This window comes from Acidovorax sp. GW821-FHT10E04 (genome assembly GCF_059415185.1).
The window spans coordinates 66,076-79,812 of sequence record NZ_JBWKMT010000007.1 but is presented as its reverse complement, the minus strand read 5'-3'; the positions used below and the strand labels follow the sequence as shown (position 1 = coordinate 79,812).

Below are 13,737 nucleotides of genomic sequence, written 5' to 3'. Positions count from 1 at the left end.
GGGTGTCAGGCGGCGGCGCGGCGCTGGCGCAGCGTGTCCACGATGACGGCCGCCACGATCACGAACCCCGTGATGATGCGCTTGCTGGGCTCGCTCGCGCCCACCTGGGCCAGGCCCGCCTCCAGCACCGCGATGATGAGCACGCCAAACGCGGTGTTCACCACCGAACCGCGCCCGCCCATGAGGCTGGTGCCGCCAATCACCACGGCGGCGATCACCTGCAGTTCCATGCCGGTGCCGGCGTTGGGGTCGGCGGCTTCGAGCCGGGCCGACTGCATCAGCCCCGCCAGCCCCGCGAGCAGGCCGGTCATGGCAAACACGATGACGCGGATGGGGCGCGGGTCCACGCCCGCCAGGCGCATGGCTTCCTCGTTGGTGCCGATGCCCACGACGCAGCGGCCGAACACGGTGCGCGACAGTACCAGCTGCGCCACCACCACCAGCAGCACCGCCAGCAGAAAGGCGAACGAGATGCCGCCGAAAAACGGCGCCGACAGCCACGAGATCGCATCGCCGACGTACTGCGTGCGCGAGTCGGTGACCACGTACGCGCTGCCGCGCACGGCTTCGAGCATGCCCAGCGACACGATGAACGAGGGCAGCCGCCAGGCCACCGAGATGGCGCCCGTGATGGTGCCGCACACCAGGCCGGTGGCCAGCGCCAGGGCTGCGGCGGCGGGCACCGTCCAGCCCCATTGCAGGATGGCGGCGGCCGAGGTGGCGGCGGCCAGCGCCATCACCGAGCCCACCGACAGGTCGATGCCCGCGATGATGAGCACGAAGGTCATGCCCACCGCCATCACGGCCAGGGCCGGGATCTCGTTGGCGATGGTGATGAAGGTCTCGGCGCTCCAGAAGTAGTCGGACAGCGACGAGAACAGCGCCACCATGCCCGCCAGCACGGCCAGCAGGCCCAGGTAGGTGCCCAGCTGGCTGCGCCAGACGGAGGAGGCGGAAGGTGCCGCCGCGGGGGCGGCAGAGTGTGCGGGGGCGTTCATGCGGTGACAGGAGAAGGGGTGGAAGGGGTGGTGCCGGTACGGCCGCCGGGCTCGGAAAACGCGGCCGCCAGCAGCGATTGCTCGGACCACTCGCCGCGCTCGAACACGGCCACCAGGCGGCCCGCGCTCATCACGCCGATGCGGTCGGCCATGGCCATGAGTTCGCGCAGGTCGGACGACACCATGAGCAGCGCGCGGCCTTCCGAGGCCATGCGATCGAGTTCGCCATACAGCTCGGCGCGCGCGCCCACGTCCACGCCGCGCGTGGGTTCGTCGAGGAGCAGCACGCGGCCCTGGCGGTGCAGCCAGCGGGCGAACACCACCTTTTGCTGGTTGCCGCCCGACAGCTGCCCCACGGGTTGCTCGGGGCTGCGGCAGCGGATGCCCAGCGTGCGCACAAAGCCCTGCACCAGCCGGCTTTCGAGCCCGCGCAGCAGCCAGCCGCCGCGCGAGACGGCCGACAGGTCGGACAGCGTGGCGTTGATGCGGATGGGCTGCGCCAGCAGCAGGCCCTGCGATTTGCGGTCTTCGGTGACCAGGCCCACGCCGGCGGCGATGGCCTGCAGGGGGGATGCGAAGCCACGCGCAATGGTGCGTGGTGTGGCGAGGGGCGCCTTGGCCGCCTGGTTTGCTATGTTTTGTGTAGCTGCTTGCGCTTGTTCATCAAGCACTGGGGGCTGTTTTTGCTCAAATTCCGGGTGCAGCGTGATGCTGCCCCGGTCTGCCCGGTCGGCGCCAAACAGCAACCGGACCAGCTCGGTGCGGCCGGAGCCGACCAGCCCGGCAATGCCCAAGATCTCGCCCGCGCGCAGTTCCAGGCTCACGTCCTGCACGGCGGTGCCCCGGCCCAGGCCCCGGGCGCCCATCACCACCGGGCCGGCGGGGCGGCGCGGGCGGTGGTCCAGGTCGCTCACCACGCGGCCCACCATGCGCTGCACCAAGTCGTCCTCGCTCATCCCGGCCATGGGGCGCGCGTCCACCAGGCGGCCGTCGCGCAGCACGGCCACGCGGTCGGCGATGCGCCGCAGCTCTTCGAGCCGGTGCGACACGTAGATGATGGCCACGCCGCGCGCGGTGAGGTGCGCGATCTGCTCGAACAGGTAGTTGGTCTCGCGCGGCGTGAGCATGGCCGTGGGCTCGTCGAGCACCAGGATGCGCGTGTCGTCCTGCAGGTTGCGCGCGATCTCCACCATCTGCTGCTGGCCGATGCCCAGCTGCGACACCGGCGTGGCGGGGTCGATGCCGCGCAGGCCAATCTTGTCCAGCTGCGCGCGCGCGGCCGTGTGCAGCGCATCGCGCCGCAGCCAGCCCAGGCGGTGCGGCAGGCGGCCCATCAGCAGATTCTCGGCCACGGTGAGCGTGGGCACCAGGCCCAGCTCCTGCATCACCATGCGCACGCCCTGGCGTTCGGCGTCGCGGCGGGAGCCGGGGGTGTAGGTCTGCCCCGCCAGGCGCATGCCGCCCCGCGTGGGCGACTCCAGCCCGCAGATGATCTTGGAGAGCGTGCTCTTGCCCGCGCCGTTCTCGCCCGTCAGCGCCAGCACCTCGCCCGCGTTCAGCGCCAGCGTCACGCCGTCCAGCACCGTGGCCGTGTAGTCCTTGCCCACGGCGTCGATCGTGAGCAGGGGAGTGGCCAGGGCGGGGGCGGCGGTCGTGCGGGGCATGGCGGGCGAAGCGGGTGCGGCTGGGGTCGGGGTGCGTCTTACTTGCTGCCCTTGGTCACGAGCACCACGTCGGTCTTCACCAGGGCGGGCAGCTGCGCCTGGGGTGTCTTGGCGGCCAGGGCCTTCTGCGCCAGCTCGATGCCGAACACGGCCTGCTTGGCGGCGTACTGGTCGGCGGTGGCCAGCACGCGGCCGTCGGCCAGCATGGGCTTGATGGCGCCGATGTTGTCGTAGCCCACCACCTGCACCTTGCCGGTCTTGCCGGCGGCCTTCACGGCGGCCACGGCGCCCAGGGCCATGCTGTCGTTGCCGGCCAGCAGCGCCACCAGGTCGGGGTGCTCGCGCATCATGCCGGCGGCCACGGTGTTGCCCTTTTCAATTTCCCAGTTGCCGGACTGCACGCCCACCACGGTGATGTTGGCGGCCTTCATCGCGTCCTGGTAGCCCAGCGTGCGCTGCTGCGCATTGAAGGTGGTGGACACGCCTTCGATGATGCCCACCTTGTCGCCGGCCTTCAGTGTCTTGGCCAGGTGGTCGCCCACCAGCTTGGCGCCCGCGCGGTTGTCGGGGCCCACGAAGGGCACGGTGATGTTCTTTTCCTTCAGCGCGTCGGCATCGAGCTGGTTGTCGATGTTGACCACCAGGATGCCCTTGTCGATGGCGGATTTGACCACGGGCACCAGCGCCTTGGAGTCGGCCGGGGCCAGCACGATGGCGCTGACCTTCTGCGCCACGGCCTGCTCGATCATCTTGATCTGCGCGGCGGTGTCGGTCTCGTTCTTGATGCCGTTGGCCACCAGCGTGTATTCGCTGGCGTGCGCCTTCTGGTGCGCCTTGGCGCCGTCTTCCATGGTGCGGAAGAACTCGTTGGCCAGCGACTTCATGACCAGGGCGATCTTGGGCTTGTCCTGCGCGAACGCAGGGCTGGCCAGCAGGCTGCCCACAACGGCAAGGGCGGCGGCGGTCTGAACGGAACGGCGGGTGAACTGCATGGTGTCTCCTGTTGGAATGGGGCTTCAAGCGCCAGCGGCGCCCACAAAAACGCTTCGGGCGACCCGCCAAAGCGATGCCGCGGCGCGAATCATATCGAAAGCAAACGTTTGCGCAAACGTTTGCTAGTGGGTGAAAACCCTGAAATAGCACGCAATGGCCTGGCGGGGAGAAAGCCGGGAACGGCTTTGCCGCCGTGCCGCCCTGCGCGGAGCCCGGCCCTGGCTTCGCGGGGCTTGGAGGGGGTGGATGGGAGGAGGGGCCCCGCAGAGAAGAGCAAGGGCCGGGCCGTGGCGCCAGGGCGTGGAAACCTGCGCGCTGCCTTGCCAGGAACACCGCGCAAGGCCCGCCCCGCCGCGCCGGTGTTGTGCCCCCTTTCCCTGGCGCGAAGCGCGTGAGGAGAAGGGGGAAAGGAAGGAGAAGAGGAAAGGAGGCGGAGCCGCTCAGGCGGCGGTTCTCAACTCCCGCCGCAGGATCTTGCCCACGTTGCTCTTGGGCAGCTCGTCGCGGAACTCGATGTACTTGGGCCGCTTGTAGCCGGTGAGGTTCTCCTGGCAGTAGCGGGCCACGTCTTCCTCGCTGAGCGTGGGGTCGTTCTTGATGATGAACACCTTGATCGCCTCGCCCTGCTTTTCGTCGGGGATGCCGATGGCCGCGCATTCCACCACGCCGGGGCACAGGCTGATGACCTGCTCCAGCTCGTTGGGGAACACGTTGAAGCCGCTCACCAGGATCATGTCCTTCTTGCGGTCGATGATGCGCGTGTAGCCCTCGCTGTCCATGATGCCGATGTCGCCCGTGCGCATGAATCCATCGGGCGTGAAGGCCTTGGCGTTCTCCTCGGGCTGGTTGTAGTAGCCCGTCATCACGTTGGGGCCGCGGATGCAGATCTCGCCCGGGTCGCCCTGGGGCACGCTGTGGCCGGCGTCGTCCTTGATGGCGATGTCGATGCCCGGCAGCGGCAGGCCGATGGTGCCGCTGAAGGTGGTGTTGTTCACCGGGTTGTTGGTGCCGATGGCGCAGGTCTCGCTCATGCCCCAGCCTTCGATCATGGTGCTGCCCGTGACCTTTTGCCACTGCTTGGCCGTGCCTTCGCTGGCGGCCATGCCGCCGGCCTGCGACACGCACAGGTGCGAGAAGTCGAGCGTGCGGAACTGCGGGTTCTGCAGCAGCGCGTTGAACAAGGTGTTCACGGCGGGCAGCATGTGGAAGGGGCGCTTCTTGAGCTCGGCCACGAACTTGGGAATGTCGCGCGGGTTGGGGATCAGCGTGAGGCTGGAGCCCTGGCGGATGGCCAGCAGGCACAGCGTGAGCGCGAAGATGTGGTACAGCGGCAGCGCGGCGATGGAGTTGGCCTTGCTGATGTCGCCCACCTTCGACAGCGCGGGCGTGAACCAGGCCTCGGCCTGCAGCGTGGCGGCCACGATGTTGCGGTGGGTGAGCACCGCGCCCTTGGACAGGCCCGTGGTGCCGCCCGTGTACTGCAGGAAGGCGATGGAGTCGAGCGTGGCCTGGCTCGGGGCCAGGGACTTGTGCTCGCCCAGCGACAGCGCCTTCTTGAAGGTGACGAGCTTGCGGCCGCCGGTCAGAGGCAGCTCGTAGGCCGGCACCATCTTGGCCAGGTGGCGCACCGCGAAGGTGATCCAGGCGCCGAACGCGGCGCCCAGCAGGTCGCCCATCGAGGTCATCACCACGTGCTGGATGGCGGTGCGGTCCACCACCTCGGCCAGCGTGTGCGCGAAGTTCTCCAGGATCACGATGGCCGTGGCGCCCGAGTCCTTGAGCTGGTGCTCCAGCTCGCGCGCCGTGTACAGCGGGTTCACGTTCACGCAGGTGTAGCCCGCGCGCAGCACGGCCGCCATGGTCACGCCGAACTGCGGGATGTTGGGCAGCATGATGGCCACGCGCGCGCCGGGGGCCAGGCCCAGGCTCTGCAGGTAGGCGCCCAGCGCGGCCGAGCGGCGCTCCAGTTCGCCATAGGTCATCCACCGGTCCATGCAGACCGAGAAGGGGCTCTTTGCGTGCTTGCGGAAGGATTCCTCCAGCAGGTGGGCCACGGAGCGGTATTGCTCGGGCTGCACATCGTGCGGTACGCCCGGGGGGTAGCTCTTGAGCCAGATCTTTTCCATGCGCTTGTTTCCTTGTGCTCGCCAGTGAAAGGGTGGGCACAGATTGTGGAAGCGCGGGCGTGCAGTCAGCTACCGGGCTTGTCCTAGGGTGCGCGCCAGTTGGGTCTCGCAGGTGACAGGATCGGCATCGAACAGCTGCGCCATCAGCGCGCCTTCGCGCTCCTGGATGGTGGCCAGGAACTGCTCGACCCCGCCGCGCTGGCGCGCGAGCTGGCCAAAGGTGTCGAAGCCCGCCTCCAGGAACCGCTGCAGCGCGCCCATGCCGGCCGCCTGGGCGGGCGCGCGCATCATGCGCAGCATCATGCGCAGGCCGGGGGTGCGGGTCAGGCGGGCGAGGTCGGTGCCCATGGCCAGCACGCGCTGCAGTTGCTGCTGGCGCGCATGGCGCTGCCCCACGGCGCGCCAGGCGGCGGTGTAGCGGGCGGCGTCCGGCATGCCGCCCCCGCCGGAGGCGTCGAGCCAGGCGCGGCCCATCTCCTGGTCGAGCCCCTCGGTCTGCGCATGCAGCACGGCCAGCGCCACGGCGGTGGCCACCACGGGCTGGGGGAACATGGTCTGCAGCGTGCCCGCGATGCGGCCGAACTGCAGGTCGCGCTCGGTGTAGTCGGTGTCGCTGTACAGCTCCTCGAGGAAGAACCGGGCCGCGGGGCCGAACGAGGGCGAGCCCATGAGGTCGGCATAGGTGCCCCTGAAGCGCCGTGCCTGCAGGGTCTTGACCTGGCCCACCGCCGCGCCCAGTGCGGCATCGCCGGTGCGGTGCAGGCGCAGGGCCGTGACGTCGGCGATGCAGTCGCGGATGGTCTGGGCGGCATCCATGGGGCGGGGTCCTTTCTACGTGCGGGGGGCGCCAGGGCAGGGCCCAGACCGCACAATGCGGCTGGTCAATTACAACATCTGCCCATCACCACCATGATCGCGCGCTGGCAACGAACCCTGCTCCTGTTCATCCTGCTGACCATGGCCGCCTGGCTGGTGTGGCAGTGGCCGCATTCGCCCTTGCGTGCCGTGCTGGGGGCGTTGCTGCCCCTGGGGATATACCTCGCGGTGATGGCGGTGGAGTTTGTGCTGATGCACCTCACCAACCGCCAGGACGCCGCGCCCCGTGCGCGCCTCTCCCAGGTGCTGGCCGCCTGGTGGGCCGAGGTGTGGGTGGCATTGATGGTCTTTGGCTGGCGCCAGCCGTTTCGCCACCAGTCATTGCCCGACTGGCTGCCTGCGCAGCCGACCGGAAAGCGCGGCGTGGTGCTGGTGCACGGCTTCATGTGCAACCGGGGCCTGTGGTTACCGTGGTTCGCGCCATTGCAAGCCCGGGGCCATGCCCATGTGGCGGTGAACCTGGAGCCGGTGATGGGCTCGATTGACGAGTACGCCGACATCATCGAAGAGGCCGTGCGCAAGGTGACGGCGGCCACGGGCCAGGCGCCGGTGTTGCTGTGCCACAGCATGGGCGGGCTGGCGGTGCGGGCCTGGCTGCGCGCGCACCAGGCGGACGGGCGGGTGCACCGGGTGCTGACGCTGGGCACGCCGCATGGGGGCACGTGGCTCGGGCGCTTCAGCCGGGCGGTGAATGGGCGGCAGATGAGCCTGGCGGGGGACTGGGTGGTGGCGCTGCAGCGGGCCGAGCCGGCGGGGCGGGCGGCGTTGTTCACGTGCTGGTATTCGAACTGCGACAACATCGTGTTCCCGGCGAGCACCGCGGCGTTGCCAGGGGCGGACAACCGGTTGGTGGAGGGCGTCGCGCATGTGCAGATGGCGGTTGACCCTGGGGTGATGGAGGCTTGTCTGGAGGAGATAGGTCGAGGGTGATTTTGTGAGTTTTTTTGACTGCTGGCGCTTTTCTATAAAGCGTTGGTAGCTATCAATTTTGTAGTTTTTGTTAGGTGTGCTGATTTAGCCGTATGCCTTTGCTGAGGGCGGGAGCCGGGTTGTCGCCCCGGCAGGCGAGTAACTTTCTTTTGCTTCGCCAAAAGAAAGTCACCAAAGAAAAGGCGACCCCCAGTCTGCGACCCCTGCGCTTTGCTCCGGGGCAAACCTGCGTCGTGTCGGTTGCGGGGTGCGCCGTGGAACTCGCTTTGCGCTGCGCGCGCCGCTCAGACAGCCACGGCGAGTCAGAGCACGAAGCATGGGCGCTGCGACGCCCATGCCACCCCGCAACCGCCCCGCCGCAGGCGCAGCCAGCAGGGGGTGGACAGCAGAACATCCAAACAACCGAACAGCCGGACATCCATTCGGGCCATCGCTGCGCTCGGCCCAGTTTGCGCAGCGCGTGGCGCTTGCGCCCGCGAGAGGGGGCCGAGCGAAGCAATGGCCCGTGTGGATGTCCGTTTCTGGGTTCCCTTCTGCGCGTGCCGAGAAGCGCAGGGCAGGGGGTGCGTGCGTGTGCCGAAGGACACACGCACTTCGTGTACTGACTTGCCGCAGTTGTTTGAACGGAGCGCGTAGCGCGCAGTGAGTTCTGCGGCGCACCCCCTGTCCGAGCATCGCAGGTTGCCCGTAGCGTAGCGAAGGGACGCGCGCAGTAGGGTCGCCCTTTCTTTGGTGACTTTCTTTCGGCGACGCGAAAGAAAGTTACTCGCATGCCGGGCGACTCCCGGCCTCCGCCCTCAACCCAGGCACGGAGACCGATACATCCACAACCTCCGACAGCCTCGGCCAAGTATTGCTGGGTGCAAAAGGGGTGCTATCAAAGACGTAGCTGTCAATGCATGATTCACTAGCGCTAGCAGCCAATATCACCAAAAATCAAGCCGCCACAGCCTCCCGCTCATCCGCCGCAAACTCCGGCAACCCCCGCAGCCGCTCATAGATCGGCGCAAAGTCCGCCGCCGTCATCTCGAACAGCTGCTCGAAACTGTCGATCACGAAATACGTCTGCTGGTACGTATCGATCTTGTAGCGCGTGCGCATGGTGCGCTCCAGTTGCAGCGCAATGCGCTGTGGCTCCGGGCTCTGCACGGAATACGCCAGTTCGCCCGAAGAACTCAGAATCCCCGCGCCGTACGCCCGCAACTGCCCCGCCTCGCGGATCAACCCGAACTCGATCGTGTACCAGTACAGGCGGCTCAGCATCTCGCACGACCCCAGCCCCTGCGCCTTCAGCCCGCCCTGGCCATAGCGCTGCACATAGTCCGCGAACACCGGGTTGAACAGCAGCGGCACGTGGCCGAACAGGTCATGAAAAATGTCTGGCTCGACGATGTACTCGAACTCCTCGGGCTTGCGGATCCAGTCCGTCACCGGGAACTTGCGGTGGGCCAGCAGCGTGAAGAAGGGCACCTCGGGGATCAGGCCGGGCACGCCCACCAGCTCCCAGCCCGTGGCCTTGTAAAGGCGCTCGTTGACTTCCTCAAAACGCGGAATGCGGTCGCTGGCGCCCAGCGAGGGCAGGGCGTCGATGAACGCCTGGCTCGCCAGGCCCGGCAGCAGGGCGCGCTGGCGCTCGTACAGGCGGCGGTAGGTGTCGTGGTCTGCGGCGGTATAGGCCGCGTAGTCCTGCGGGCAGGTGTAGTCCTCGCTGGCGCGCGAGTAGTCGCCCCGGGGTGGGCGGGTGGATTGGCCATAGACGACGGGGGCTTGTCCCATTTTGTGCTCCTTGGCCGTCCTGGTGCGGCGCGCCGGGTGGCGCGCACCTGCCCGGGCGGCGGTTATTCGATCTTGATTTTTGCGGCCCGGATCAGGAACTCGTACTTGCTGTTTTCCGAGCGCACGAATTGCGCGAACCCGTCGAGCGTCAGCTCTTCGGGCGTGATGCCCATCTTCTTGAACTTCTCCTTGCCAGCGGGCGACTGCATGGCCGCCGAGAACGCGTTGGCGTAGCGGCGCGCGTCGGCGTCCGGCAGCGAGGCGGGCGCGAACAGGCCAAACCAGGTGGACACGTTGAAGCCCTGCACGCTGTCGTTGATGCTGGGCACGCTGGGCAGCGACTCGTTGCGGCTGAGCGTGGTCACGCCCAGCGCCAGCAGCTTGCCCGACTGGATCTGCGGCAGCGCCGAGGCCAGGTTGTCGAACACCATCAGCACCTGCCCCGACTCCAGCGCCGCCAGGGCGGGCTTGGAGCCCTGGAACGGCGTGTGGCCCATGCGGGTGTTGGTGAGCGACTTGAACATCTCGGCCGAGATGTGGCCGATGCTGCCGTTGCCGCCCGAGCCGTACTTGGCCTGGTCCGGGTTCTTCTTGAGGTACTGCACCAGGTCCGGCGTTGTCTTGATGCCCAGCCTGGCGGCCTGCTCCGCGTTCACCACCAGCACATTGGGCGTGCGCGCCACCAGCACGAGGGGCTTGAAATCCTTGAGCGGGTTGTACGGGAAGTTCTTCTTGTACAGCCAGGGGTTGACGGCATGCGTGGCCACCGCGCCCATCAGGATCTGGTTGCTGGTCTTGGGTGCCTTGGCCACCTGGTCGGCCCCGGTGCCCCCGCCGGCGCCAGGCTTGTTCTCCACGGTGATGGAGCCCAGCTGGGCTGCGGCGCCTTCGGCCACGATGCGTGCCGAGGTGTCCAGCGGGCCGCCGGCAGGGTAGGGGACCACGATGGTGAGGGGGGCGGACGGGTTCTGCGCCTGCGCCGCCGTGGCGGCGCAGAGCAGGACGAGAACAACACTGGACAAGGTGCTACGGAGCGACATCGGGATCCTTTTGAGTTCCGGGGAGCGCGCAGTATAGGCATCTGGTCAGGGTTAACCCGGGATGTCTGATGTCTTAGGTGTTGAGCACCCCACGGCGGATCTGGTCGCGCTCCAGCGATTCGAACAGTGCCTTGAAGTTGCCTTCGCCGAATCCGTCGCGGTAGTCGCCTTCGCGCTGGATGAACTCGAAGAACACCGGGCCCAGCATGGGCGTGGAGAAGATCTGCAGCAGCAGGCGCGGCGTGCCGTCGGCCGTGGTGCCGTCGAGCAGGATGCCGCGCGACTGCAGCTCTGCCACCGGCTGGCCGTGGCCGGGCAGGCGGGTGTCCAGCATCTCGTAGTAGACGTCGTTGGGCGCGGTGGCCAGCGAGACGCCGGCCATGCCCAGCTTGTCCACCACGTCCTGCAGGTTGTCGCAGATCAGCGCGATGTGCTGGATGCCTTCGCCGTTGAACTGCATCAGGAATTCCTCGATCTGGCCGCCGCCCTGCTTGGACTCTTCGTTCAGCGGGATGCGGATCTTGCCGTCGGGCGCGGTCATGGCCTTCGACGTCAGGCCCGTGTACTCGCCCTGGATGTCGAAGTAGCGGATCTCGCGGAAGTTGAACAGCTTCTCGTAGAAATTGGCCCAGAAGCCCATGCGGCCCCGGTACACGTTGTGCGTGAGGTGGTCGATCAGGTTCAGGCCGTGGCCCACGGGGCGGCGGTCCACGCCTTCGATGAATTCAAAGTCGATGTCGTAGATGGACTTGCCGTCCTCAAAGCGGTCGATCAGGTACAGCGGCGCGCCGCCGATGCCCTTGATCGCGGGCAGGCGCAGCTCCATGGGGCCGGTGGGGATCTCGATGGGCTGGGCGCCCAGCTCCAGCGCGCGGTTGTAGGCCTTGTGCGCATCCTTCACGCGGAAGGCGAGGCCGCAGGCCGACGGGCCATGCTCGGCGCCGAAGTAGGCCGCCTGGCTGTGGGGCTCGCGGTTGAGGATGAAGTTGATGCCGTTCTGGCGGTACAGCACCACGTCCTTGGAGCGGTGCTTGGCCACCAGGGTGAAGCCCAGCTTCTCGAACACGGCTTCCAGCACGCCGGGTGTGGGCGAGGTGAATTCGACGAACTCGAAGCCCATCAGGCCCATGGGGTTGTCCCAGGCTTCCAGCTGGGTGGCGGTTGTTTGGGGCAAGGCGGCGTTCATGGGGTGTCTCCGGCATTCGTTGAGGAATGCCATGGACTGTAGGCGTGCCCTGCCTCATGTTTCTGGCGAAATCAAGAGGCTTTGGCCTTTGATTTGCAGGAATGTTGCGAATGGTCAAAAAATGGCGCAGGACAGGCGCGCCACCCGGGCGCACCGTCGAATGGCACCGGCGCCCTGCGCTCAGGAGCCCGGCGTGGCCGGCGGGAGCTTTCGCAGCGCCAGGGCGGCATCGAGGCGCTGCTGCTCCTGCGGTGAGAACAGCTGCTGGCGCAGTGATTCCAGTGCCCTGCCGTCGCCCGGCTGGGCACGGGCCTGGCTGTACTGGTCCAGGCGCTGCTGCCAGCTTTGCTCCTCCCGGTCCAGCTGGGCCATGGCGTGGGCCGCGGCCTCGCCGTACTGCGCGCTGCGCGCGGCGTGGCGGGTGCGTTCGTCGGTGTTTTGTGCGTTGAACGCGGCGGTCTGGGCCGCCGCGCTCAGGTGTTCGGTGGCCGCTGCGCGCTCCGCGCGGCGCGCCTGGGGCAATTCGTTCTCTGCATCGCGCAAGGCCTGGGTGCGCTGTTCGGCGGTGAGCCGGGGGTTGCGCTCGATCTCCAGGCGCGCCAGCGTGTAGCGGTCCAGGTCCGCCTCGCGGGCGAACAGGGCGTCGTGCTCGGGGCCGTCAAAGAACTGCTGGCGCACCTTGTGGCGCGCCTCCAGCGCTTCGCGCAGCGCGCCGGGGTCGGTCGGGTCCGGGGGCGTGCGCAGCTGGCCCAGCGCCACGCGGTAGTCCACGTAGCGCTCGGCCAGTGCCAGTGCCCGGGCGGCCAGTGCCGCCGGGAAGTGCTTGCCCACCAGGCCCGCCAGGCGCTGCTTGAGCGTGGCGGGGTCCGCCGCGCCGCCGTCCTGCGCCTCCATCAGCAGCGCCTCCAGCGTATCGCGCAGGCCGTGCACCAGCAGGGGGTCTTCGTGGCGGTCCGGGCCGGCGGCGCGGCGGGCGGCGAAGAAGCTGCTCTCCATGGGCCGTGCCGAGCCCGACGGGTTCTGGCGCGCGCTGCCGGCCTGCGGGCCGGCGCCGCCGGCGCCTGGATGCGGGTCCTCCGCGCTCTGCAGGCCGTGCGGGGCCGTCCACCAGACCACGGCGGCCGTGGCGGCGGCCAGGGCCACTGCGGCGGCGAAGGCGCGGGACCTTTTTTCCACGGCTTACAGGCCCTGCGTCTTGAGGCGGTTGGCGTGCTGGCGGTACAGCGTCACCGGGTCGGTGGAGAACCAGTCGCGCAGGCCCAGCAGCTGGTTCACTTCGTCCAGGTGGTTCTGCCGGTGGTCGCCCAGGTGTTTGCCCAGGCGCGACGAGCAGGCGGAGACCAGGCCGTCGTTGGCCTCGCCAAAGACCAGGCTGAGCACGCTCAGCAGGCCATCGCTGGCATCGAGCACGTTGGTCAGGGGCTGCGTGCCCGTCCAGGAGTAGTAGCGCACGCCGTTGGCCAGCTCCGCACCGCTGCCGCAGCCGCTGGGCAGGGCCTGCGGAAAGCGGCGGTTGAAGTCCGCGAGCCCGGCGGTGGTCAGCGAATCGAGCGCGGCGGTCGGCATCTGGGGCAGGGCCGAACCCCCGGACGTGAGGTTGATCAGGCTGACCAGCGCCCTGGCCGCGCCGCTGGCCACGGCCTCCGACACCGAACCGGCGGGGGCCACGCCCCGCAGGATGTCCGCCACGCGCGATCCCTTGTTGACCCCGCCCACCGAGGTGACCGACGCCACCAGCTGCGGCGCGACGCCCGCCACATAACGCGTGGTGGGTCCGCCATGGGAGTGGCCCACGAGGTTGACCTTGGCCGCTCCGGTGATCGCCAGGATGGTCTTGACCTGCGCCAGCAGCTGCTCGCCCCGGACCTCGGTGCTGTTCGCGGCGGACACCTGCGCCACGTAGACCTTCGCGCCGCCCTGGCGCAAGGCGTCGGGAATGCCATAGAAGTAGTCGATGCCCAGGGCCGAGTCGAAGCCGAAAAGGCCGTGCACCAGCACGATGGGGTAGCGCGTCTGGGTGTAGCCGCTCTGGGCCTGGGCGCTGGCCCCCAGGAGCAAGAGCCCGGCGCTGGCCGCCAGCGCGAGGCGCCGCAGAAAGCGGCTGAGGAATCCGGTCATGTGGTTGTCTCCGTTGGATATGGTTTTTGT

11 protein-coding genes are annotated in these 13,737 nt (G+C 68.3%); 1 reads left to right on the top strand and 10 read right to left on the bottom strand.

Annotated elements, in window-relative coordinates:
• Positions 1-5: 5 nt before the first annotated feature.
• The 5 genes from AC07OC_RS21240 to AC07OC_RS21220 all read right to left on the bottom strand — a co-directional run bounded on the left by AC07OC_RS21240 (position 6) and on the right by AC07OC_RS21220 (position 6,597).
• The gene (locus tag AC07OC_RS21240) at positions 6-998 is read right to left on the bottom strand and encodes an ABC transporter permease (protein ID WP_218340529.1); all 993 of its coding nucleotides are present in this window, start codon (positions 996-998) and stop codon (positions 6-8) included.
• On the bottom strand, positions 995-2,662 hold the full coding sequence (locus AC07OC_RS21235; RefSeq protein ID WP_494602125.1) for a sugar ABC transporter ATP-binding protein: 1,668 nt from the start codon (positions 2,660-2,662) through the stop codon (positions 995-997). Before AC07OC_RS21235 ends, AC07OC_RS21240 begins: the two co-directional genes overlap by 4 nt.
• A gap of 38 nt (positions 2,663-2,700) precedes the next feature.
• Positions 2,701-3,654, bottom strand: coding sequence for a sugar ABC transporter substrate-binding protein (locus AC07OC_RS21230; RefSeq protein ID WP_218293152.1), 954 nt, complete (start codon positions 3,652-3,654; stop codon positions 2,701-2,703).
• Between the two features lie 441 nt (positions 3,655-4,095).
• On the bottom strand, positions 4,096-5,781 hold the full coding sequence (locus tag AC07OC_RS21225) for an AMP-binding protein (RefSeq protein ID WP_218340527.1): 1,686 nt from the start codon (positions 5,779-5,781) through the stop codon (positions 4,096-4,098).
• A gap of 69 nt (positions 5,782-5,850) precedes the next feature.
• Positions 5,851-6,597: an FFLEELY motif protein gene (locus AC07OC_RS21220; RefSeq protein ID WP_218293154.1), complete on the bottom strand. Its 747-nt coding sequence runs from the start codon at positions 6,595-6,597 to the stop codon at positions 5,851-5,853.
• Between the two features lie 93 nt (positions 6,598-6,690).
• Between AC07OC_RS21220 and AC07OC_RS21215 the strand changes: the two genes are divergently transcribed.
• Positions 6,691-7,587 (top strand): esterase/lipase family protein, encoded by an 897-nt coding sequence (locus tag AC07OC_RS21215; protein ID WP_218340526.1) that lies wholly within the window; start codon positions 6,691-6,693, stop codon positions 7,585-7,587.
• A gap of 936 nt (positions 7,588-8,523) precedes the next feature.
• On the opposite strand, the gene phhA is transcribed toward AC07OC_RS21215, so the two are convergent.
• From phhA to AC07OC_RS21190, 5 genes are all read right to left on the bottom strand, one after another.
• Positions 8,524-9,363 carry a phenylalanine 4-monooxygenase gene (gene phhA, locus AC07OC_RS21210; protein ID WP_218340525.1) on the bottom strand — a complete coding sequence of 280 codons (840 nt, stop codon included), beginning with the start codon at positions 9,361-9,363 and terminating at the stop codon, positions 8,524-8,526.
• A gap of 62 nt (positions 9,364-9,425) precedes the next feature.
• The gene (locus tag AC07OC_RS21205) at positions 9,426-10,403 is read right to left on the bottom strand and encodes a Bug family tripartite tricarboxylate transporter substrate binding protein (RefSeq protein WP_218293157.1); all 978 of its coding nucleotides are present in this window, start codon (positions 10,401-10,403) and stop codon (positions 9,426-9,428) included.
• 73 nt (positions 10,404-10,476) lie between these two features.
• Positions 10,477-11,589 carry a 4-hydroxyphenylpyruvate dioxygenase gene (gene hppD / locus AC07OC_RS21200; RefSeq protein ID WP_218340524.1) on the bottom strand — a complete coding sequence of 371 codons (1,113 nt, stop codon included), beginning with the start codon at positions 11,587-11,589 and terminating at the stop codon, positions 10,477-10,479.
• Positions 11,590-11,769: 180 nt separating this feature from the next.
• Complete coding sequence (locus tag AC07OC_RS21195; protein WP_218340523.1) at positions 11,770-12,765, bottom strand: lipase secretion chaperone; 996 nt, start codon at positions 12,763-12,765, stop codon at positions 11,770-11,772.
• 3 nt (positions 12,766-12,768) lie between these two features.
• Positions 12,769-13,707 (bottom strand): lipase family alpha/beta hydrolase, encoded by a 939-nt coding sequence (locus AC07OC_RS21190; RefSeq protein ID WP_218340522.1) that lies wholly within the window; start codon positions 13,705-13,707, stop codon positions 12,769-12,771.
• Between the last annotated feature and the right edge of the window lie 30 nt (positions 13,708-13,737).